Genomic DNA, 22,484 nt, shown 5'->3' with positions numbered 1-22,484 from the left:
CTGTCGGCATCTCCCCTTGTTAAGGGGAGAATTCGCCACAAGCATTTTTTATCTTTCATTTTTTCTACCCCCTTCGATAAGGGGGTCGCCGCTAAGCGGCGGGGGGATCTTATCTTTAAGTTTGTGAATAATTAGGGTTAGATAATTTTTAAAAAAATATAGAATAATTTCTTGTTATTCGTTGATAATCACAATATATTTGCATATTATATTTTTCACCGCATTTATCCTTAAACTTTTTTTACTCTTAACACACAAAGGAAGGAGTCAAATTGGTACGATTTTCATCCGAGTTGATCCGTGAAGACACTCTTGAGAAGATGGCGGAAACCCTGAAAGCCGTCGCGCATCCCGTTCGCCTGCAGATAGTGAATATCCTCATGAACGGTGAGCGTTCCGTGGGTGATCTTGTAAAGGCATTGGGAACCAAACAGTCTCTGACCTCCCAGCAGCTCAGCATCTTGAAATCCAGGGGAGTGCTGAAATCCAGAAGAAATGGAAATGTAGTCTATTATTCCCTTGAGAACACCGGCATAAAGAATATTATGGCATCGATTTTGGCAGAGACATGATTCGATTTTGAAAAACGATGAAGCAGAGAGACGCAGCGTGCTGTGTCTCTCTTTTCATATCATTACGGGCGTAGTAGTATTAAGTCAATGCAATAAAGTTGGATTCATATTCCCCCCTTAACAAGGGGGGATGCCAAAGGCAGGGGGGATTTCTTTTTCCCAGCGGATAAAGATCCCCCCGCCGCTTGAGCGGCGACCCCCTTTTTAAGGGGGTAAAAAGAAAAAGAAACTCCAGCACCAGACATTATCTGATTGACTTAACACCAGTATATTCCGGGCTTTAAACCATTCATAAGGCAGGAAATCATGGAAAGCTCTATCCATCCCGACGCCAGTTTAGGGGAGGGAGTTGAAATAGGGAAATTCAGCATCGTCGAATATGAGGTTTCGATCGGCGATGGCTGCACCATCGGCCATCATGTGGTCATCCATGCCGGGTCACGGATCGGAGCCAGGGTGCGAATTGACGATCACGCTGTAATCGGGAAACATCCTATGGCCGCGAAACGAAGCAAAATTACCAAAGGGGGGCGTACCTTTGAACCGGTTACCATCGGTGATGATTCAATCATCGGCACCGGCGCCATCATCTATACCGGCTCAACGATCGGAAAGGGCGTCCTTGTGGCCGATACCGCTTCTGTCCGTGAGGACACCATCATCGGCGATTTCACCATCATCGGACGCAACGCAACCATCGACAACAAGGTGAGTATCGGCGCACGGTGCAAGATTCAGACCGATGTGTATATCTGCGCTTATTCGGAAATCGGTGACGACTGTTTCATCGCCCCCTGTGTCGCCACTTCGAACGATAATTATGCCGGAAGGTGGGCGGAAAGGACAAAGTATTACCGCGGGGTTACCGTCAAATCCGGAGGCCGCATCGCAGTCAACTCCACCATACTGCCGGGAAGGGTGATCGGCCCGGACGGTATGGCTGCGGCCGGATCGGTTGTCACCAGGGATGTTCCGGAAGGCGTCATCGTCAGCGGGAATCCGGCGCGTATACTCCGGCCGGTTCCCGAAAACCAGCTTCTCAAAAACCAGGAGGATTCGATTGAAAGTCCCTCTTCTTGATCTGAAAGCCCAGTATGCCGCCATCCGCAACGAAATCGAGCCGGCAGTGAAAGAGGTGTTCGAGAGTCAGCGGTTCATCATGGGGCCAAAGGTCAAAGAGTTCGAGGATGCAGTGGCCCGCTATATCGGTGCTCCTTATACTGTCGGATGCGCGTCCGGAACCGATGCCCTGCTTCTGGCGCTCATGGCGCTCGGCGTCGGCCCCGGCGACGAGGTGATCACAACTCCCTATACCTTTTTCGCAACCGCCGGTTCCATTGCACAGCTCTCCGCCCGCCCGGTTTTCTGCGACATCCGCCGGGACACCTACAATCTTGATCCGGACGCTCTGGAAGCGCTTATCACCCCGAAAACCAAAGCCATCATTCCTGTGCACCTCTATGGCCTCACTGCCGAGATGGGGCGCATAAATGAGATCGCTGGCCGTCACGGCCTGCCGGTGATCGAGGATGCAGCCCAGGCGATCGGGGCGTCTTCACCGCTGGGCAAAGCAGGTACGCTGGGGACCATGGGTTGTTTTTCCTTCTTTCCCTCGAAAAACCTGGGAGGCGCAGGAGACGGCGGCATGGTGGCGACGAAAGACCCCAGCCTGGCAGACCGGATAACCATGCTCCGGGAGCACGGCGCCCGTCCCAAGTACTATCATTCCCTGGTGGGAATCAACTCGAGGCTGGACGCCCTGCAGGCCGCGGTTCTCACAGTCAAGCTGCGTCACCTGGACAGGTGGACAGAAGAGAGAATCTCCAATGCCGCGACTTATCGAGGGCTGTTCTCGGAAAAGGGGATACCGGATGTAATCCTTCCTCTCGTACCTGCGGGACATCGTCATATATTCAATCAATTCGTCATCCGGGTAAAGGAAAGAGACTCCCTGCGTGAATACCTTACAGACCTTGGCATCGGAACCGAAATTTATTACCCTGTCCCCTTGCACCTGCAGGATTGCTTTCCCGGGCTGGGCTACCGAAAAGGCGATTTCCCGGAAAGTGAAGCGGCGGCGAAAAATACGCTTGCCATTCCCATTTACCCGGAATTGGCTCCCCAGATGCAGGAGTATGTGGTGGATGCAATTGCGGAGTTTTATCGGAAATGAAATACATTGACAGGATTTACAAGATTAACAGGATTTTTGAAACATTTAAAGGCAGGGGTTCAGCTTGCTGAACCTCAGAACAATTGATACGGAATGTAATGGAACTAACTGTCGACAAAAAAGTTACGAAAGTATGCCATATCACCTCGGTACACATACCTTTCGACACCCGCATTTTCTACAAGGAATGCGCGGCGCTCGTCGAGGCGGGATATGAGGTTCACCTGGTCGCCGGGCGCGACGGAAAAGACGAGGTGCTGAACGGAATCCATATCCATGGTGTTCCGGTGCGTCCAGGCAAAATAAGGCGTATGCTCTTTACCACATGGGATGTTTATCGACGATCCCTGCGTATAAAACCGGACATTTTTCATTTCCATGACCCGGAGATGATCCCTGCGGGGCTTCTTTTGAAACTGGGGGGAAAGAAAGTAATCTGCGATGTCCATGAAGATTATCCCGACTGCATGGTTGTAAAGGAGTTTATCCCGCGCAGTTTAACAAAACCTGTCGCATGGATTATCGGATTTCTGGAAACTCTCACCGCCGGTATATTCGATGCAGTTATCACGGTCACCCCTAAAATCCGTGACCGGTTCAAGAAACTCAATCGGCGCACGGTCGAAATCCGTAATTTCCCCCTGGCGGGGGAATTTTATGCAGGACCGGCTCAGGTTCCCTGGTCCTCCCGGTCCGATGCGGTCACCTATATCGGCTTGCTTTCACCTGACCGCGGAGTAAAGGAAATGATCCAGGCTATGGGGATTGTCAACCGAACGCGCCCCGCCCGGCTCATTCTGGGAGGAAAATTTCCTGTTCCCGCCCAGGAGGCACAGGCGAAAAGCCTCCCCGAATTCAAATATGTTGATTTCCGTGGTTTCCTGCCCCGTGACAGAGTAGCGGAAATGTTCCGGGAGGTCAAAGCCGGCATCGTGGTTACCCACCCTCTCTCGAACCACAGGTTCGCGTACATGACCAAGCTGTTCGAATACATGGCGGCGGGGATACCGGTCATCGCCGCCGATTTCCCGCTCTGGCGGACCATTGTGGAAGGCGCCGGGTGCGGACTTCTGGTCGAGCCTCTATATCCGGAAGCCCTGGCGCAGGCGATCACCTGGCTGCTCGATAACCCCGAAGCCGCCGAGGAAATGGGGAAGCGGGGCAGAAAAGCGGTCGAAGAGCAGTATAACTGGAATACGGAAAAAGTCAGACTGCTGGAATTGTATGCAGAAATAGTGGCAAAGTAACAAAGCGGCAAAGTGACAAAGTATATATTTTCCTCTCCTTCTCACCCCGATTATTCATAAAGTTACATAAATATTATCGCAACTTATTTTTAAACAAACACTTAAGCCTACTTTTTTAAGGGGCTGTAGTTTTAAAGCTTACAAAAAGAAAATCCTTTTTTATGAATAATCCGGGCTCAGAACTGTCCGGTTAAAATTTGAGAGGTATAGACCCTGCTGTCCGGTGTAAATTGATTGATAATGTACGAATCTCCGCTTTCTGCTGTGAGATTCTTCGGAGCGCCTATTTCCCCCTGGTCACCCCCGGCCAGTCATCCGTTCGAAACGGCGAGGCGGGAAGCCCCTCCCTGTTGTAAAGAGTGCATTCCGGGTTGTCCGCCCAGGCGTACCGCACCGCAGCCGGCTCCTTTATCCCATCGCTCCAAACTACAACCTCGTTGCCTTCGATTGCCGCTTTCGCCCAAACGAATTTACGATCCGAGCCCGCGATGGCGAAACCCCGCAGGGGGGCATTATCTTTCGCCGCGAGCCCGCCGCCAGTATTCATGAAGCGCAGGTGCGCCTTGCCGTCCTTCACAATCATGGACCGGTACGCCGGACCGGAATATACAGTATCCTTCCCGTATGCCGCATGCAGCGCCGCAAGCACCAGGCGGTGTCCCACCTCCTGTTTGTTGCGCGGGTGGACATCATCGGCCACGCCGATATCGACTGCTGTCGCCATGGCGGTATTGGGAACTGAAAGGGTCATGAGTTGCGCCTCCCTCAGCTCGGCCATGGGACTTTCCCCGGGCGCATCACGCCTTTGCCCGAAATTGGCAAGCTGGACGAACACGAACGGGAAATCTCCACCTCTCCAGGCGTTCCGCCAGTCACGGATGAGCGCCGGGAAAAGAGTACGGTACTGGTAAGCCCGCCCGGCGTTGGATTCGCCCTGGTACCAGATGACCTCCCGGATGCCGAACGGGATGACCGGGGCTATCATGCCGTTGAATACCCATGAGGGAACGGATGGCGCGAAGGAAACCTTTACCGGCAGTTTCGGCGGTTCCGCATATTGCGGCAAAATAGGCTTCCCGGCGTAGAGAACAAAGTGGACGTCCTCTTCCCATTCCCGCGTTTTCCGGTGATAGGCCAAAAGCTCCGGCGATTTGCTCTTGAGCACCGGCGCCCAGTAATCGAGGATGCTCGACAGTTCCGGGTGCGCCCGAATCCCTTCGAGGCGCATCCAGGTTTCCGCGGTGGTTCCCTCCCAGGAGGAATGAATAAGGCCCACCGGCACATTCAGCTCATGCTGGATCTCCCGCCCGAAGAAATAGGCCGCCGCAGAGAAAAGGTACACGGTGCTCGGGCGGCATTCCTCCCAGCGCGCCTCGCAGTCTCGCTGCGGATCGGGGGACAGATCATTCGCAACCTGGAAGAGGCGGATGTTACGATTCAATGCTCCTGCGACCTCGCTGGGAGCATCATTCACGTGGCAGACCCTCATCTCCATGTTGGACTGTCCGGAGCATACCCAGACCTCGCCGACCATAACATTGGTTAGTTTCAGGGTGTTTTTCCCCTGAATCGTAAGATCGAACGGTCCCCCGGCGCTCATGGGGGCGAGTATTACCATCCAGGCGCCGCTCCTGTCCGCTCTTCCGGCCATTTCCCACGAACCAAGGGTTACACGCACCCGCTCGCCGGGTTCCGCCCACCCCCAGATGGGCACCGGCATCCCGCGCTGAAGCACCATGTTCGAGCCGATGACTGAGGGGAGCCGGATGTCAGCGCGGGCGGGTTCTGCGGCGAGAAGCGTGCCAAGGATAATGACGATGATTAACGTTCGGTACATGTTTTTTTCTCCGAATTGCCTGAACCGCTGATGAGTGTGATGAAAAGATTGTCTGAACCACTGATTCGCATGATAAAACTGATTAAATATGAATGTACTACCCCGCATAAAGCTGCAAGGAATTCTTTTGGTCGAAGAAAAGGCACTTTGTAATACGCCGCTCCTGTCATCCTCTTTATCCATTAATCCTGACCATCCGCGGTTCAGACTGTCGTTTATCTTTGCCCTTTGGGCTTTGGACTATTTCTTCCTCGGCCCCACCGTTCTGAGATCGAGGGGTTTGAACCCCAGCTTGAACGCGGGCGAATCTTGCTGCAAGGTGAAATTTCCCTTCTGGGGATCGACAAACCGCGGGTCGGCGATAAGAGAATGCACATCCTGGCCGCGTGCCTTCCATTCGGCGAAATTCCACTCGGCGAAGCGGATTGAATCCGCCGGGACTTTCGGATTCCAGTAGGCGTTATAATCCATCTTATATCTGTCGTCTTTCCAGTTGCTCCCCAGGAGCGGGCTTTCTGTCCAATAGACAATGTTGTGCTCGAAGGTGAAACTGAGGTGCTGCTCCATCCTTGTCCGGATGATCTGCCCCAGGACGGCGAATGCGAAGATGTTGTTGCGGATGGTGTTCATGCGGCCGTAATGCTGGTGGAAGCCGCCGGACTTGGTGCGGTAAACCAGGTTGTTCTCGATGAGGATGTTGCTCGATCCCTCATCGGTATAGATTCCCCAGCCGCCGTAGCCGTACGAGGTGATATCGTGGAAGAGGTTGTTGCGGATCACCGTACCGGGCTGTACCCCCAGGTTGTAATTCCCGCCCATGTCGGAGAGCATCCCACGGCCGATGTCGTGGACATGGTTGTACTCAATGATGTTGAAACCGGCGTTGGTGGGGCCGTAGCCCCATGTCCAGCCGTTTGAGATGCCAGTATAATAGGTGTCGTGAATGTGGTTGTGGGCGATAGTGTTTTTCGAGCTCTGGAAGATGATGATTCCGCAGGCGGCGGGGTAGACTTCACCGATGTGGTGGACATGGCAGTCGGCGACCGTGTTTCCGAAGGTCTTATCCTGCTCCGCCGTGCGTACCGCGGGCTCTCCGATTTTCACTCCTCCGGCGCCCATATCACTGATCTCGCAGCCGACAATGCGGACATTCCGGCATCCCCTGGCGAATTCGATCCCATAGTTCCCGTGGCGGCGGATGATGCAATCCTCGATGGAAATATCGGCTGCGCCGTTCCCCCTGATTGTCGCCGGAATGTCGTAGGCTGCCTGCATGTCCACATACCCGTTCACAGGGAGAGTCCAGTCGGTGTATTCGAACGCAATGCCGCGGAACCGGATATGGGATACCAGATTGGGCGCAGAAAGGTCGCCATCGAAACGTATAAGCTCATCGAGCACGGGCGCGACCGCTTCGGCCCTGGCCATATCCTCGCCGTGGCGGGGGATATAGGATAACACGCCGGTGTTTCGGTCGAGGAAGAATTCGCCGGGAGCGTCGAGCGCCTCGGGGGCGTTTTCAATCCAATAGCGGGCATCCTTCTCACGGTTCGATGGGGCGCACTTCGCCGAAAGAGTGACTGTTTTCGAGGATGCGTCCACTTCCCGGATGAGCATGCGGAACTCAGCCCATGCTTGAAGGGCGACAACTTCCACATCTTTCAGTTGCGCCCATTCCGCCCGTATTTCGTTTGCACGGTACTTGAATTTCGCACGGTCGTCCATGGTGATGTCGCCGTCAGCCTGGAAAAATCCCTCGTTCGGGGTGCGGGCGCGGATGCATCGCTTCCCGTTCACGAAGAGCTGGCGGAAGTACCATTTCCCGGTCTTTACCTCCGGCAGGGTGACTGTCCAGACACCGTTCTCTGACTTAGAAAACCCGATGATTTTCTTTCCTCCGCTGATTATAGGAGTTTCACCCCGATACGCTGTATACAGGATCGGTTCCCCGGGGACGCCCGAATCCTCCGGTTTAAAAACGAGCGGCCCGGAAAGCTCGTACACTCCGCCGCGCAGATACACGGTCACCGGGCCCGGTTTCCCCTGCGCTTTGAGCGCGCAGACTGCCTCTTTCGCGCGCGAAATGGTGGCAAAGGGACCATCGGATGCGGTCATTTCCGCCTTCGTTCCCGACCAGGAATCGTTCCCGGAGGGGGAAACATAAAAGGCGGCTGGCTGCGCGCAGTAAGCAAAATCTTTAGAAAACACAGTCAAAAAGAAAAGGGCGGAAAGAACGGGAATCAAACGAAATATCCGGCGCATTTCAAACCTCCTTATGAAAGGCTTGTGAAAAACGTTGTTTAATTAATAGATGCCGAAACAAGTTCGGCATGACACGTGTCATCCTGAACTCGTTTCAGAATCTAAGTGATAATGAAACCATTTTTTTCACAAACCAATTAAAATAAAAAAGACCTGTCTTTTTCAAAAATATACGCTATTATACATTTTTGTAAAACCGGAATATTTTTTATATACAAGGGAGCTTTTCATGCACGAGAACATTTTCAAGAGAAAGCTGCTTGCCGGGGATAATGTCATCGGCACGTTCCTCAACATCCCCAGTCCCATTATCGTTGAAATCATGCGCCGGGCTGGATTCGATTTTTTCGTGGTTGACGGCGAGCACGGGGTGTTCAACCCGGAGAGCATGGATATCTGCGTCCGCACCGGCGACCTTTGCGGGTTCCACCCGGTAATCCGGGTGAGCGACAATTCTCCCATTACCATCCAGAAGGCCATGGACCTGCTTCCGGCGGCCATCATCATCCCGCAGGTGACCACGCTTGATGAAGCAAAACGCGCCGTGCATTCTGCCCTCTTCCCGCCGCGCGGCTTCCGGGGCAACTCCCCGAACACCCGTTACGGATGTTACAGCGCCGATTCCGGGCCGGAGCTCACCCGTATCGCCGACAAGAATGCCTGCATCATCTGCCAGATCGAGGGCGTGGAAGGCGTCCGCAACCTCGACTCCATCCTGGCGGTGAAAGAGATAGACGGCATCTTCATCGGGCCGTACGACCTCTCCACCTCCATGGGAATCCCAGGGCAGGTGGACGACCCTTCGGTCATAGCGAAAATGGAGGACATTGTTTCCCGTTCCCGTGCGCAGAGAAAATTTGTGGGCACCTACTGCCAGGATCAGGAGCGGGCGGCGCGCTGGCGTCAGGCGGGACTTCAGCTTCTCGCGGTAGGGGTGGACACCGCGGTTCTCTACTCAGCGTTTAGCGAAATGGTGAAAGAATTACGGTGAAAAAATAAGCCAGAATTCAGGAGACAGGAGACAGAATCCAGAATAAAAAATTTCTCTCGCAAAGTTCGCAAAGAAAGAAGGAAAAAATTTGACAGGATTAACAAGATTAACAGGATTATAAAATATAGATGCCGAAACGGTTTTATCGTTCCCGCTAAGCGGCAACAAGTTCAAAACGGCGCATGACACGTGTCATCTTGAATTCGTTTCAAAATCTATCGCTTTTCCATGTACATATAATTCTGTCAACAATAGTAAATCTTGTAAATCTTGTAAATCCTGTCTAATATATCTTTAGCTTTCATCTTTCGTCCTTGCTTTTTCCATAATAGGGGGCATTTCCATGTATGAGAAACAACTTTCCCGCCGCAGTTTCATAAAAACAGCCGCACTGGCAGGCAGCGCAGCAAGTTTCGGCGGCTTGATCCCCTCAAGGGTGCTGGGCGCGAATGACCGTATCAATTTCGGCATCATCGGAGTCGGCGGCCAGGGCGGCGGCCACTTAAGAAGCCTGGTAAAACGCAGCAAGGATGACAACATCCAGGTTGTCGCGGTCTGCGATGTGTTTCAAAAGAGGCTCAGCGAGGCCAAGAACGTCTGCGGGGGCGAGGGTTATATGGATTTCCGCAAGCTCCTCGACCGTAAGGATATCGATGCGGTGCTCATCGCCACCCCGGACCATTGGCATTCCAAACTCTGCATCGACGCCATGGATTCCGGAAAGCACGTGTACTGTGAAAAACCCCTGACCCTCACGGTGGAACAGGCTATCGCGGTGCGCAACGCAGTCCGTAAATACAAGAAAGTGCTCCAGGTCGGGCCGCAGCGCACTTCCCTCGACAAGTTCTGGAACGCCCAGGAAATCATCAAAGCAGGCCGCATCGGCAAGGTCACCTGGGCGCAGGGAAGCTGGAACCGTAACAACCGCGGCGCCGATGTCTTCGGCACTTCAAGCCGCCGGGACGACCCGGTCGGGCCTCACCAGACCGGGGAAGATTACATCGACTGGGATATGTGGCTCGGCCACAAATGGGGCCTGGCGCCACGCGTCCCCTGGAGTCCCAACCGGTTCTTCTATTTCCGTGGCTACTGGGATTACAACGGGGGGGTGGCGACCGACCTTCTCTACCATTTCCTTGCGCCGCTGCTCCTCTCAATCGTAGGGGAGAACGGCGAATATCCGCACCGGGTGAACGGCAGCGGAGGCCTCTACGACAACGACGACGGCCGTCAGGTTCCCGATGTATTCATGATGACCGTGGACTATCCGAGCAAATTCACTGTCTACCTGGAGAGTGTGCTCACCAACGAGTACTCCCACCCGACCCGCATCTACGGCCGCTATGGCACCATGGAGTTCACCGAGGATACAAACTTCATCGATATGGCCTGCACCCGCACCTACCGTGACAAGTTCCTGGAGCTTAACAGCAACAGCGACAAGGTCAGAGTTCCTCCCGAGGGCGGACGACGCGACATGGAAGGCAATTTTATCGATGTCATCCGCCAGGGCGGAAAGCTCCACTGCAATGTGGACCTCGGCTGCGCCACCATGGTCGCCATCAAGATGGGGGTAGAATCCTACCGTCAGAGCAAGACCCTGCTCTGGGATGCGAAAAAGGAGAAGGTGGTAACAGGGTAAAGGGGAAAGACTGTCTGAACCACTGATTCGTGTGATGCTTGTGAAAAAAGATGATGGAAAGAAATTAAAAAAATTCGGGGGAAAAGAAGCGACAATAAAAAAGCGGTACCTTAAAGGCGCTCAACCGAAATGAGCGCCTTTATGAGGAGGTTCGATCATGAAGTATATCCTGATATGTATCATGTCCATCGGATTTTCTTTCAGCGCCGATGCGGATTGGAATTTTGTCCCGTATCCATCTGATAAACCTGTTGAAAATATTATTACATCAATCGCGGTTGATCATGATGGCGTAATTTGGATCGGATGCGATAACGGTATCGTATGGAGCCGGAAAAATGATCAATGGTATACATATTCAAGAAATATTACAGGATTATCTAGTTGGTCTGTATTTGACATTCTTGTTGACAACGACAATAATAAATGGTTTGCTTCAGGTTACAGTTATACCGCAGATCCCCTTGTGGTGAGTTTCGACGGCGATGTCTGGAAACAATTTCCTTTCATTATTATTTCAAGTGTTCCGGGAGAACCGGTTTTCCAACGGCCGATTAATCCTGTAAGACAGATTGCGCTTGATAAAAATAATGTTCTTTGGTTCGCAGGACAAGGAGGGGTAATTCAACTCAATCCGGATATGAGTTTGAAAGCTTATTATGGTAAAGGTAGTATTTTTTTCAATTCAATTGTCACATCCGTTTCCGTGGACCTGAATAATATTAAATGGTTTGGTATCAGTTATACTGATTCTACCTCGAACAGCGGCGACCTTGCAAGTTATGACGGGATAACATGGAAATTACATAATCAGTCGGATGTTCCGGTTGCAGGAAAATCTATTAATGAAGTTGAATGTGGTGTCGATAATTCTCTTTGTATAAGCCTTTATTTTGAAGAAGGAACATATCTTTATAAAAATTCATTGTGGACGAAAATTGATTCATTACATGGGCCAAACCTGTCATCTCCTGCTGCAGATAAGAAAGGCGGATTCTGGCTCCTTGTTTATGATTTTTTACATAAACCTGTTCTGTTCAACGGTGTTCTTCGCTTAACTGATACTGATACGGAAATGTTCTTTAACAAGAGTCTCTTCAATGATTTTTTTCTCTATAAAATATATGTGGACACAAACAACACGAAATGGTTTGTCAGTCGTAATGGAATTTGGCGGTATGATGAGTCAGGCACGGGGGTTTCACAAAAAGAAAACAGATATGATATTCTGTCGCTGGCAAATCACCCAAACCCTTTCAATTCCTCGACTATCCTCTCATTCACCCTCCCTGCCTCCGGCGCCGCCGCCCTTGAGCTCTATTCTCTCGCCGGCCAGCGCGTCCGCACCCTTGTTTCCGGTTCTCTCTCCGCTAGTTCGCATTCCGTAATATGGGATGGCCGCGATGATTTCGGGAAGCCGGTTTCCTCCGGTGTATATCTTTCACGGCTTCAGATGGGGGATAACGTTGCGTTTGGGCGGATGATTCTCCTGAAATAGCCTGTGTTATGCGCCTTTTTAAACTCGTTTCGGCATCTACTCGTATAGTCTGAACCATGATTTACTTGATTTGAGGATGACCATGATTTTTTTAATCTTTTATCCCGGTAATCCTTAAATCCCACGAATCAAGGTTCATCCTTGCTTTTTCCCTCCCTACTCAATATCTTGCCTGATAGTCGATCCAGAAAAATTATCGGTCAAAATTCTATCATTTACGATCTTGTAAATCATGTAAATCATGTCTAATAAATCTTTTTTCCCCCATACGAAAGGTTCTCTATGTTGAACAAGGACGCTGTCTTGCCGCAGTATTCCGCCGTGCAGTTGACCGCGCTGGTCATTCTGCGGGTGCTGATCGGCTGGCATTTTCTCTATGAGGGAATTGCCAAGCTTACCTCCCCGCACTGGACTGCGGCCAGCTATCTCCTGGAATCGAAATGGATTTTTTCCAACATTTTCATCGGGATGGCATCCAATCCGGTCTTGCTGAAGCTGGTCGATTTCATGAATATCTGGGGGCTGATTGCTGTAGGGCTTGGACTGATTGTGGGCGCTTTTACCCGGATTTCGAGCGTCGCAGGGGTGCTGCTCCTGGTTTTATACTATGTATGCAACCCGCCGTTCATTGGTTACACCTATTCGATGCCTCCGGAAGGCAGCTATATGATTGTCAGCAAGAACCTGGTCGAGATGTTCGCGCTTGTTGTGCTGATTGTATTTCCCACCGGCTCGATCATCGGGCTGGACAGAATACTTGCGCGGGTGAGTGAGCCGATAAAGAAAAAATTTTTGTAATTATCCCCTTTCCATGGTACTTCTTTTTTAAAAATAAATCTGGGTTTTCCCCTCTATTGCTTGCAAGAGAGGGGATTATGGGGTGAGTTCACACGGAGAAAATTCACATGAATGAAGAATCGCTGAACATGGATAGAGAGAAAACACCGGAAACCGGGGGAATGATGAGCCTGGGCCGCCGGGATGTCCTGAAAGCCCTGGCGACTGTGCCGGTTCTTGGGGTGTTCTTCTACAAGCTGGGGAAGAAACAGGCCATCGAAAGCTATAAAAAACAGGAAGTGCTGGCGGAGCTGGGCCTGGATAAAAAGGCGCCGGCTGTACTTCCTAAAACCACCTTTAAAAAGTCCGGCGAGCTTGTCCGGGTGGGGGTAATCGGCTGCGGGGGTCGCGGAGAGGCGGTGATGCGGGCCGCCGGATTCGCCCATCCCGAATGGACCGACCAGAAAAAGCAAGATGCGCTGAAGAACCGCAAGGATACAGCCCTGGCGGATTTCCTGGGCCAGGAGGATTTGAATATCGCGGTCACCGGCGTATGTGACGTATTCGATATCCGGGCCGAGCGTGGCATCGAAGCCTCGAAGAATACGGTGCGTCCCGGCGGCGGCAAAAAGGGGTTGGGGGAAGCAAAGCGCTATCTCACCTACCAGGAAATGCTGGAAAGCAAGGATATCGATGCGGTAATCATGGCCGCTCCCGAACACTGGCACGCCCGGATGATTATTGATACCGTTGCTGCGGGAAAGCACCTGTACGCCGAAAAGCCGTTCACCAGAACCCTCGAAGAAGGCATCGAGGCAGCCGATGCTGTCAAGAAGAGCCGGATCGTGTTCCAGCTCGGCCACCAGAACCGTCAGGTGGAAAGTCACATCCGGGCACGTGAGATGGTGCTGAAAAAAGTTCTCGGGAAAGTCACCCTGGTGGAGACCACCACGAACCGCAATTCTCCCACCGGCGCCTGGGTGATGAGCATTCACAAGGACGCCAGCCCGGAGAACATCGACTGGCTCCAGTTCCTCGGAAACGCGCCCAGAAGGCCGTTCAACCCCGAACGGTTTTTCCGCTGGCGCTGCTGGTACGATTACTCGAACGGCATCGCGAGCGACCTTCTCTCCCACGAGTACGATTCGGTGAACCAGATTCTGGAGCTGGGCATTCCCAGATCGGCGGTCGCCTCCGGCGGGATTTACTACTACAAGGATGGCCGCGAGGTTCCTGATGTGTTCCAGGTGGCGTTCGAATACCCGGACCGAGGGCTGACCCTCATGTACAGCGCCACCCTTGCGAACGAGCGCGACCGGGGAATGGTGTTCATGGGCAACGACGCCTCCATGGAAGTGGGCGGCGGTATCACCGTGATGCCCGACATCGGCTCGACCCGCTATCAGAAGAAGATCGAGGCGGGGATCATCGATGTTTCCATGCCCCTGGTGGCCTATTTCCCCGGCTCACAGGGATTCGATGCGGTCACCACCGCCACCGAGAAGTATTTTGCATCCAAGGGACTGATGTATACCTACCGTGACGGCAAACGGGTTGATTCGACCCATCTTCATGTCAAGGATTGGCTGGACTGCATCAGAAACGGGGGAACTCCCTCCTGTCCCATCGACCGGGCGTTCGAGGAAGGAGTCACCTGCCAGATGGCCGCCGCTTCCTACCTTCAGGGGCGCAAGGTGGAATGGGACCCGGTGAATATGAAGATCGTGTGAAAAGGGAAAAGAAGGAGACGGGAGTCAGGAGACAGGAGTCAGAAAAAAAGATTTAGGTCGCAAAGTGACAAAGAGACAGAGTGACAAAGCAAAGAACCTTGTTACATTGCAGCTTTTTTCGAGGTCTTTTAAAAGGCTTGTGAAAAAGTCAAAATGCTTATTATTTTCTGTTCCGCCGAAACTCACCCCCTGACCCCCTCTCTATACTATAGAGGGGGAACAAGAAGGCTTGCAACGAGTTATCTCCTCTCTAGAATAGAGAGGAGACCAAGAGGTGAGTTTAGAAAAAGCAGTGATTTCATTCAATAAAGGGTTTTTCATAAGCCCTTTAAATCCTCCATCGAAGAATTCAGGGACTTCATTTAGTACGGAACCTCTCATGATCAGGTCGATATTTCCGCTCTCTATAACACTTTTCCTTCTGTCCTGCCCCGCCGGGGAATCGCAGCCTGCTCTTTCCTCCGATGAAATCCGTATCCGGGAATTTCCCCTTGCGGTGCAGTGCTGGACTTACCATGCATTCTCATTCTACGAAACGATCGAGAAAGTCAAAGAGCTTGGCATCCAGTATATCGAACCCTATCCCGGACAGGTTCTCGACAGTAAAAACCCATCGGTCAAATTCGATCACAATCTCAGCGGCGAACAGATAAGCCAGGTTAAGGACAAGTTCATGGAGTCGGGCATTGTCCCGGTTTCTTATGGGGTGGTTGCCCTGGATTCCAGCGAGGTTTCGCTGCGGAAGGTTTTCGATTTCGCCCGGACAATGGGCATCGAAACGATTGTAGCCGACCCGTCATTCGATGATTACACCATCCTGGACCGTCTGGTGCGCGAATACGGCATCGCGGTCGCAATCCACAATCACCCGGTGCCCAGCAGATTCGCCCTTCCACGGACGGTGTTCGATGCGGTGAAAGGGCATGATGAGCGCATCGGTTCCTGCGCCGACACCGGCCACTGGATGCGCTCCGGGGTGAATCCGGTGGAAGCTCTCCGCCTGCTCGAAGGGCGGGTGGAAAGCGTCCACCTGAAAGACCTGACCGCATTCGGCGACCCCAAAGCCGGGGATGTTCCCCTCGGACAGGGGAAAGGAAGTGTGCACACTGTCCTCGCCGAGCTGACCCGTCAGAATTACCGGGGATATCTGGTCTTCGAGCATGAGAATCCCGCAGATGTCAAGAATCCTTCTCCGGCGCTCCGAAAAGGAATCGAATACATCCGCAGCGTGACCTATCTCGCCGGGTACGAGGAGCTCCTCTCCTGGAGCGACGGCCGGTGCTCCCTCCACGGCTGGAATCACTACGGTCCCGGATATTTCGCTCTGGATGAAAAGAACGGCATCCTCTCCACCCACGGCGGCATGGGGCTTCTCTGGTACAGTGTGCGGAAATACCGGGATTTCCTCCTGGAGCTTGACTGGCGCTGCGCAGATAAAAACGCCAATTCGGGCGTTTTTCTGCGTGTTCCCAAGACGCCTTCCTCCAACGAATACACCTACCATTGCCTCGAAGTGCAAATCAATGACATCGGAACCGGGGACTCCAAAACCGGCGCCATTTTCGATGCCGTGCCGCCGCGGCTGGATGCTTTCCGTGAAGAGGGAGAATGGAATCACTTCAAAATCACCAATAAGGGCTTTCGAGTTACTGTCGAGTTGAACGGCCGCCCGGTGCTCGACTGGAACGCGGAGCCGCGCGGCAAGATAAGGGATCTCTCCGGGGAAGGTTATATCGGTCTTCAAAATCACGACGCCGGGTCGACGGTTTTCTTCCGGAACATCTTTGTGAAAGAAATTAAATAAAAATACACGGCGCAAAGAAAAGATTGTCTGAACCGCGGATGGTCAGGATTGAGGGATAGAAAGGATAAGGGCGCGGCGCCTAATACTGTGCCTTTTTTTATCATCATTTATCAGTTTTATCATGCGAATCAGTGGTTCAGACATTCTTCTATCCCGTCCATCCATATATCCTGACCATCCGCGGTTCAGACAATATTCTTTTTATTCTACCACCGCAAAAAGACGGCCGTTTTTGTGCAGAACCTCGATGGGTATCCCCATGGCATAGGAGAGATAATCAGAGGTGATGGTCTCGCGTTTCACGCCGGAAACCAGAACGCGGCCATCCTTGAGCACGAGCGCATGGCTGATGCCGGGGGGAATTTCCTCCACCCGGTGGGTTACCATGAGGAGGGAAGGGCCTTCCGGCGATTCCGTGATACGGTTGAGACGGTTCAGAACTGTTTCACGGGCATGAATGTCCAGCCCCTCGCAGGGCTCGTCCAGGATAAGGAGGCGCGGTTCGGGCATGAGCGCACGGCCGATGAGGGCGCGCTGACGCTCCCCGAATGAGAGAACTCCGTACGGGCTGTCGGCTATGCTTCCACAGTCGAGGAAAGCAATAATCTCCCTGGCGCGCTCACGGTCTGCTTCGCTGATTTCGTCATAAATGCCCATGCTGGCGAACCTTCCGGAAAGTACCACATCGGTGAGGGTTTCCCGGGCCGGCACCCGCTCGAAAAAGGCGCTGGATACCATACCGATGAGCTTTCGTTTCTCACGGATATCAACGGTTCCATACTGGTCTCCGAAGACGTTAACAGTACCGTTCATCGGCCAGAGATAGGCGGTGATGATGTTGAGGAGAGTGGTCTTGCCGCTCCCGTTCGGGCCGAGCAGCGCCCAGTGTTCCCCATGGCGGATTGTGAGGGAAACATCATCGAGTATGACACGGCCGCTGCGGGCAAGAGAAATGTTCAAGAGTTCTATGAGCGGGTTCATGTGGTTCTTTCGAGAGGGATGAATTTTTGTATGGCTAAAAAAGCTCTCAGTAAACTATCAGAGTTTTCCGTTGCTTTTTTCATATCCCAGAAATTGTTAACAAAATCTATAAGCCGGTTATTATAATTTCTTCCCTGTTTGGCTGTAGAGTTCTTGTATGGAACAATATCGTTCTTTATATCTCTTTTTCTTGATTTTCGGGCCAGATTTATAAGATATTCTTTGGGATTCATGATTGTTTCCACCTGAGATGGAATCTTCTTTGCTGATATTCCCAAATAGGAAGAAAAACCTTTGATGTCGGCAAGAAGCCATGCTTCAACCTCTCTCACAGCTATGCGGAATAATAAATTGGGATATTGGGGAAAAGGGAAGAATTTCTTTACAAGAAGAGGAGCGCATTCATCTGTATCGAGGTCTCTCAAGACAAAAAAAGGCAGCGCTTTTGAGGCATTATTGAAGTCCTTCAATTTTCTATCTATATATGTCTTACCTGCTTGTCCATACTCTGACCGGATTTCATATAATTGGCCGGATTCAAGAATGAGCCTGCGAAATACAGCAGCACTAAGGGCATCTTCAGTTACAATATTAATGAAGAGTTTGTTTATCATAAAGAAAGGGATAGTTGGTCAATATTTTTGGGCTTTGTTTTGGGCATTACAGCTTCTGCAACAGAAAACCCGTTTTCTAAAAGTGATCGTATATCCTGAACTGAAGAAACCAGTTGAACCGTAGTACCCTCATGTTCGGGAAGTAATAAAACCACTTCTTCAGCGCCGATACTTCTGTCAGACAGCAGGTCAGCGCTGTGAGTGCTGATCATGACCTGCCTTCTTTTTTTTGATTTCGTCAATATAGTGTGCATCAGCGGAGGTATCTGTTTAACAATAGCCGCGTGCAGAGATAACTCGGGTTCCTCTAAAAGAAGTAAAGATTCACCCTCGAGAAGAGACCATAATAGACCGATCAGCCGTAAAGTGCCGTCAGAGAATTGATCTTCTCTCTGTTTTCCTGCCTTTGGACGCCAATGTTCATATATGGCTTCGAGGTGGGGAATTCCACCTTCTTCATCATCAGATAAAAAAGCAAGTTGTTTGAGTTGAGGAACGGCGATACTCAAAACCTTTTCTATCTTTTTTAATCGGGATGTCCGTGTTTTTTCAGGTGTTTTTGCAAGCCTTTCCAGGAAACTCCTTCCAAAAGGATCTTCAAGGCTTTTTGCGCTTGGGGGAAAATCTCCGGGATGACGTAATAGCTGGGGAATAAGGTGTAAATAGAGGATCGATTCCAGAAAACGTGCTATATCACGAAATTTTTCATTAGCATTTATTTGTTCCAGGGATGTTTGAGTAAGTCTCCAGTCATCCTTCTTATCATTGTTATCAGGTCGATCAAGAATAATGTCATCGCCTTTAAGCACTTTTTCATATCGTATGAGGGTTCGACGAAAACCCCGTTGTTCTTGATAAATCCCAATACCATATACCCAAAGAGGTTTCTCATCAAGGGAATTTGACAAGTGAATTTCAATTTCAACATCGGGATTTTCTCTGGCTGCAAGACAACGAATTTTAGAAATTCCACCTCGCGTCCTCACTGCATTTTCCAGTCCTCCCGGATTGGTGATGTCCCTGAGAAAACGGAAGACATCGAGTAGATTTGACTTCCCGGAAGCATTTGGCCCAACGAGGAAAACACGATCACTGAATTGTACGTCGACTTCACGAAAGTTACGCCAGTTTTTTAATGTAAGGTGTGAAATTATCATAAGGTTCCGATTTCACAAGATTTATCGCGTAATGATTTTCCACTAATAACTGATTTTTTTATAATAAACAGAAAAAAAATGTCCATGTCAATTTATTCTGTTAAAATATTTGAACTTGCTTTTTCCCGGGTTTTTGTATTTCATGGAGAAAAGCAACAGAACCTGGATGAAACCGTTAGAGAGAGCGGCGGGTTTCAAAAGCTGACCGCTCTCTTTTCAATGAAAGGATAGGCTATGGATCGGCGGGAATTTATCCGGAAATCGGCGCTGGGCGCTTCCCTCATAGTAGGAAGCGAACTCGCGCAGCACGCAATTCCTTTCGATGTGCTGGCTGACATACGGGGCGGGGGGGTGGACATCGATGAAGCTCTGGATATGCTGGAAGAGGGGAAGAAAACCAACATCATGCCGCACATACGGCCGGAGATACAAAACAATCCGCGGGCCGTTTTCCTTATCGAAACCCAGGTAAGCGCCGAAAAGGATAAAAACGGCTGCTTCTCCGGGGCCGCGCCCCAGCTTCAGGACGCCGGGCGAATGGTAGCCTCGCTGGTGTTCGTGAAAGGCTCGCAGAAGGGAGGATCGACCTGGATCAAACCTAATCTTACCGGAGTGCCCGACGAATCTTTTTTTCCCGAAGTCGGTATCAATACCTCGCCGAATTTCATGGCCGGCTTCGTCGAAGGTCTTCGAAGGATCGGCAATACCAATGTCATGGTCGGCGACCGCGGCGGCAACGCCCGGAGGCACAGGGGAACCGGACAGTATGCGGCGTTCGACCCCAAAAACATCATCCTGGCGGAGCCATCCTACGCCGCATTCGCCGGATACTCCCCAAAACTGCTCAACTGGCATAAAGTCCCCAATCCGGTGGTATGGAAAAACATCCCTACCTACCGTCCCCTCGGCGACCCGGACAACTTTTTCGTCAATATGCCCAAGCTCAAGGCGCATAACCTTGGTTTGGCCACACTTGCGGTAAAGAATCTCCAGGGCGCGGTAGTGAAAGGCTACGGTCATTACTGCGACCAGTGGGCGGCTCTTCAGAACCTGGCGGAAAAGGCCTACCTGATCGACTTCAAGCGTGATTTTGTGGAGGATTATCAGCAGAAGATCGAGGCGGCATTCCTGAAACACCGCGCTGCCGGGTTCAAATACTGGGACTATGAGCAGTCCTACCCGAAATACGAGGCAAAAGGCGGCTGGGAAGCTTTCAAGAAAATCCGTACCGATACTAAAAATGTGAATGAATTCATGAAAGGCGTCCCCAACCTCATGTGGGATGAACAGTGGTGTCAGCGGGCCATGGACTCGGCTGCCGCCATCAAGCCTTCCATCAACATCATCGAGGGAGTGATCGGCCGTGATGGCTCCGGGTTCGCGATTGGCCAGGATCAGCTCTGCAACATCGTGGTGGCCGGCATGTCTCCCTTCGAAGTGGATACCGTTGGCTCATGGATTATGGGCCATGATCCGCTGGAACTTTATTTTACCCGTATTTTCAAGGAACGGGGCATGGGCGAGAATGACCTGCAGAAGATAGACATCTATCGCATCACCGACAGCGGGATTGAACGGGTGAAAGATATTTCACAGATCAAACGCTACCGTCTGGGGGTGAATCTTCACACCCATTTGGAAACGGGGAAACGGCTGTTCTGGTGAAAAAAAAAGATACTGGAATTTTCCTGTGAAAACAGTATGTTAGGAACAATACAGTTCATTTAAAAATTTTTGAACCACGAAAGTCACGAAAAACACGAAATTTGTTATTCATTTTTTTAAAAAATCATTTTTCGTGCCTTTCGTGTGTTTCGTGGTTAAATATCCTTCCTTTTTTCGCTTAAGTGAACCGTATTGATGTTAGGAAGCACCATCCTAAAATGCCAAAACAAGTTCCGGTTTTTTCATTTTAGAAGGAGGTTTGAAAGCGTGCGGAAAAAAACTCTGTATGGAATGAGTGTGCTCGCCCTGTCCCTCGTTTTCAACGGGCAGGCCTGGTCGGAAAAGACACCGGCAGGCACCTCCTGGGTCGCCAGCCACGGGTATTCCGGGTGTGTACAACTGGAAAATGAAAATGTGCGGGTCATTCTGGAGCCGAATTGCGGAGGCCGGGTGCTGGAGTATTCTTGGAAGGGTCAGAATGCACTGTATGTCGATCCCAAACAGGATGGTATGGTTTATACTCCGGGCAAACCGATCCAGGACCCCTCCGGCGGAAGGTGCGATATCGGACCGGAGACCACTATCACTCCCCGTCATCCCGATCTCTGGGTAGGAAAGTGGACCGCCGAGATCACCGGTCCCTATTCCGCACGGATGACCAGTGTCGAGGATAAAAACACCGGTGTCCAGCTCATCCGGGATTACAAGCTCGACAAGAAATCCTCTCACCTGAAATTCACCCAAACGATAAGGAATATCAGTAAAGAAACGAAACAATACTGCCACTGGAGCCGTACATTTGCCGAAGGGAACGGCATCTGCCTGGTCCCTATCAGCCCGAACAGCCGCTTCCGCAAAGGATTCATCATCTACGGCCCGGGATCGGTGCTGAACTACAGTCCGCCCGATCACCCGAATTACGGCGTCCGGGACAACTTCCTCATCATCACCGGCGAGCCGCCTCAGCCAAAATTCGGTCTGGATTCCATGACAGGCTGGCTTGCGTACATAACCAGAAGCAATCTCCTTTTTGTCAAGAAATTCCCGGTGTATCCGGATCGCCCTTACATGGAAATGGCTGCGCTGACCATCTCCCTCTGGTACTACAAGGATCAGGAATGCGAGCTGGAACCCATCGGGCCCAGGGAGACCATTAAGTCCGGGAAAACCGCCTCCTTTACCGAAGACTGGTGGCTGTTCCCGTACGCGTATCCGCCGGACAAGATTGTCGACCTGAAAGCGCTCACAGAGTTTGTGAATACAAATACGGGGAAGGCGGCGAGGTGACAGGGAAAATAATTTGCCGCAGATCGCGCGGATTTACGGAGATTAAACTTTTTGTATTTCAATCTGCGTCTATCAGCGTAATCCGCGGCTAATATCTGAATTGTTTTATTCGCTTATCGATTTGAAACAGCACTCTTGACATTTGATGCAAAAATATATATGTTTACACCAGTACAACAGATGAATCTTTGAACTGGAGGTAAGCATGAGTAATTATAATGAAATCAGTTTTTTCGAGTTTCAAGAA

The 22,484-nt window shown here is 51.3% G+C and carries 17 protein-coding genes; 12 read left to right on the top strand and 5 right to left on the bottom strand.

Translation table 11 applies throughout. The annotated features are described in order from the left end of the window. Positions 1–272 precede the first annotated feature (272 nt). The 4 genes from Q8O92_05180 to Q8O92_05165 all read left to right on the top strand — a co-directional run bounded on the left by Q8O92_05180 (position 273) and on the right by Q8O92_05165 (position 3,992). Positions 273–572 (top strand): metalloregulator ArsR/SmtB family transcription factor, encoded by a 300-nt coding sequence (locus Q8O92_05180; GenBank protein MDP2982705.1) that lies wholly within the window; start codon positions 273–275, stop codon positions 570–572. Positions 573–878: 306 nt separating this feature from the next. Continuing rightward, complete coding sequence (locus tag Q8O92_05175; GenBank protein MDP2982704.1) at positions 879–1,652, top strand: acyltransferase; 774 nt, start codon at positions 879–881, stop codon at positions 1,650–1,652. After that, complete coding sequence (locus Q8O92_05170) at positions 1,633–2,745, top strand: DegT/DnrJ/EryC1/StrS family aminotransferase (protein ID MDP2982703.1); 1,113 nt, start codon at positions 1,633–1,635, stop codon at positions 2,743–2,745. Before Q8O92_05175 ends, Q8O92_05170 begins: the two co-directional genes overlap by 20 nt. A 98-nt stretch (positions 2,746–2,843) precedes the next feature. Continuing rightward, positions 2,844–3,992 (top strand): glycosyltransferase family 4 protein, encoded by a 1,149-nt coding sequence (locus Q8O92_05165; protein ID MDP2982702.1) that lies wholly within the window; start codon positions 2,844–2,846, stop codon positions 3,990–3,992. Between the two features lie 283 nt (positions 3,993–4,275). Here Q8O92_05165 and Q8O92_05160 read toward each other — a convergent pair whose 3' ends face one another. Further along, positions 4,276–5,829 carry a sialate O-acetylesterase gene (locus Q8O92_05160; GenBank protein ID MDP2982701.1) on the bottom strand — a complete coding sequence of 518 codons (1,554 nt, stop codon included), beginning with the start codon at positions 5,827–5,829 and terminating at the stop codon, positions 4,276–4,278. A gap of 240 nt (positions 5,830–6,069) precedes the next feature. Continuing rightward, complete coding sequence (locus Q8O92_05155; protein ID MDP2982700.1) at positions 6,070–8,091, bottom strand: right-handed parallel beta-helix repeat-containing protein; 2,022 nt, start codon at positions 8,089–8,091, stop codon at positions 6,070–6,072. A gap of 229 nt (positions 8,092–8,320) precedes the next feature. Between Q8O92_05155 and Q8O92_05150 the strand changes: the two genes are divergently transcribed. The 6 genes from Q8O92_05150 to Q8O92_05125 all read left to right on the top strand — a co-directional run bounded on the left by Q8O92_05150 (position 8,321) and on the right by Q8O92_05125 (position 16,533). Further along, entirely contained in the window at positions 8,321–9,082 is a 762-nt protein-coding gene (locus tag Q8O92_05150; GenBank protein MDP2982699.1) for an aldolase/citrate lyase family protein, read from the top strand. Positions 9,083–9,425: 343 nt separating this feature from the next. Continuing rightward, entirely contained in the window at positions 9,426–10,724 is a 1,299-nt protein-coding gene (locus tag Q8O92_05145; GenBank protein ID MDP2982698.1) for a Gfo/Idh/MocA family oxidoreductase, read from the top strand. Between the two features lie 157 nt (positions 10,725–10,881). After that, on the top strand, positions 10,882–12,222 hold the full coding sequence (locus Q8O92_05140) for a two-component regulator propeller domain-containing protein (protein MDP2982697.1): 1,341 nt from the start codon (positions 10,882–10,884) through the stop codon (positions 12,220–12,222). 303 nt (positions 12,223–12,525) lie between these two features. Further along, positions 12,526–13,020 carry a DoxX family membrane protein gene (locus Q8O92_05135; GenBank protein ID MDP2982696.1) on the top strand — a complete coding sequence of 165 codons (495 nt, stop codon included), beginning with the start codon at positions 12,526–12,528 and terminating at the stop codon, positions 13,018–13,020. A 107-nt stretch (positions 13,021–13,127) separates the two neighbouring features. Continuing rightward, a complete protein-coding gene (locus Q8O92_05130; GenBank protein ID MDP2982695.1) occupies positions 13,128–14,729 on the top strand; it encodes a Gfo/Idh/MocA family oxidoreductase in 1,602 nt (533 codons plus the stop codon). A gap of 379 nt (positions 14,730–15,108) precedes the next feature. Continuing rightward, positions 15,109–16,533 (top strand): DUF1080 domain-containing protein, encoded by a 1,425-nt coding sequence (locus tag Q8O92_05125; protein ID MDP2982694.1) that lies wholly within the window; start codon positions 15,109–15,111, stop codon positions 16,531–16,533. A gap of 201 nt (positions 16,534–16,734) precedes the next feature. Here the strand turns inward: Q8O92_05125 and Q8O92_05120 are convergent, their stop codons facing one another. From Q8O92_05120 to Q8O92_05110, 3 genes are read right to left on the bottom strand one after another with little or no spacing between them, the layout of a single operon-like run. Further along, complete coding sequence (locus Q8O92_05120) at positions 16,735–17,514, bottom strand: ABC transporter ATP-binding protein (protein MDP2982693.1); 780 nt, start codon at positions 17,512–17,514, stop codon at positions 16,735–16,737. Then, positions 17,511–18,128 carry a hypothetical protein gene (locus Q8O92_05115; protein ID MDP2982692.1) on the bottom strand — a complete coding sequence of 206 codons (618 nt, stop codon included), beginning with the start codon at positions 18,126–18,128 and terminating at the stop codon, positions 17,511–17,513. Before Q8O92_05115 ends, Q8O92_05120 begins: the two co-directional genes overlap by 4 nt. Further along, positions 18,125–19,285 carry an AAA family ATPase gene (locus tag Q8O92_05110; GenBank protein MDP2982691.1) on the bottom strand — a complete coding sequence of 387 codons (1,161 nt, stop codon included), beginning with the start codon at positions 19,283–19,285 and terminating at the stop codon, positions 18,125–18,127. The genes Q8O92_05115 and Q8O92_05110 overlap by 4 nt, the downstream gene beginning before the upstream one ends. Before the next feature lie 234 nt (positions 19,286–19,519). Between Q8O92_05110 and Q8O92_05105 the strand changes: the two genes are divergently transcribed. Further along, positions 19,520–20,950 carry a DUF362 domain-containing protein gene (locus tag Q8O92_05105; GenBank protein MDP2982690.1) on the top strand — a complete coding sequence of 477 codons (1,431 nt, stop codon included), beginning with the start codon at positions 19,520–19,522 and terminating at the stop codon, positions 20,948–20,950. Positions 20,951–21,217: 267 nt separating this feature from the next. After that, entirely contained in the window at positions 21,218–22,237 is a 1,020-nt protein-coding gene (locus Q8O92_05100; GenBank protein MDP2982689.1) for a hypothetical protein, read from the top strand. Positions 22,238–22,484: the final 247 nt, after the last annotated feature.

The sequence above is a fragment of the Candidatus Latescibacter sp. genome (genome assembly GCA_030692375.1).
GTDB lineage: Bacteria > Latescibacterota > Latescibacteria > Latescibacterales > Latescibacteraceae > JAUYCD01.
Note: the sequence above shows the minus strand (reverse complement) of the source record. Positions and strands in the feature narration are given on the sequence as shown.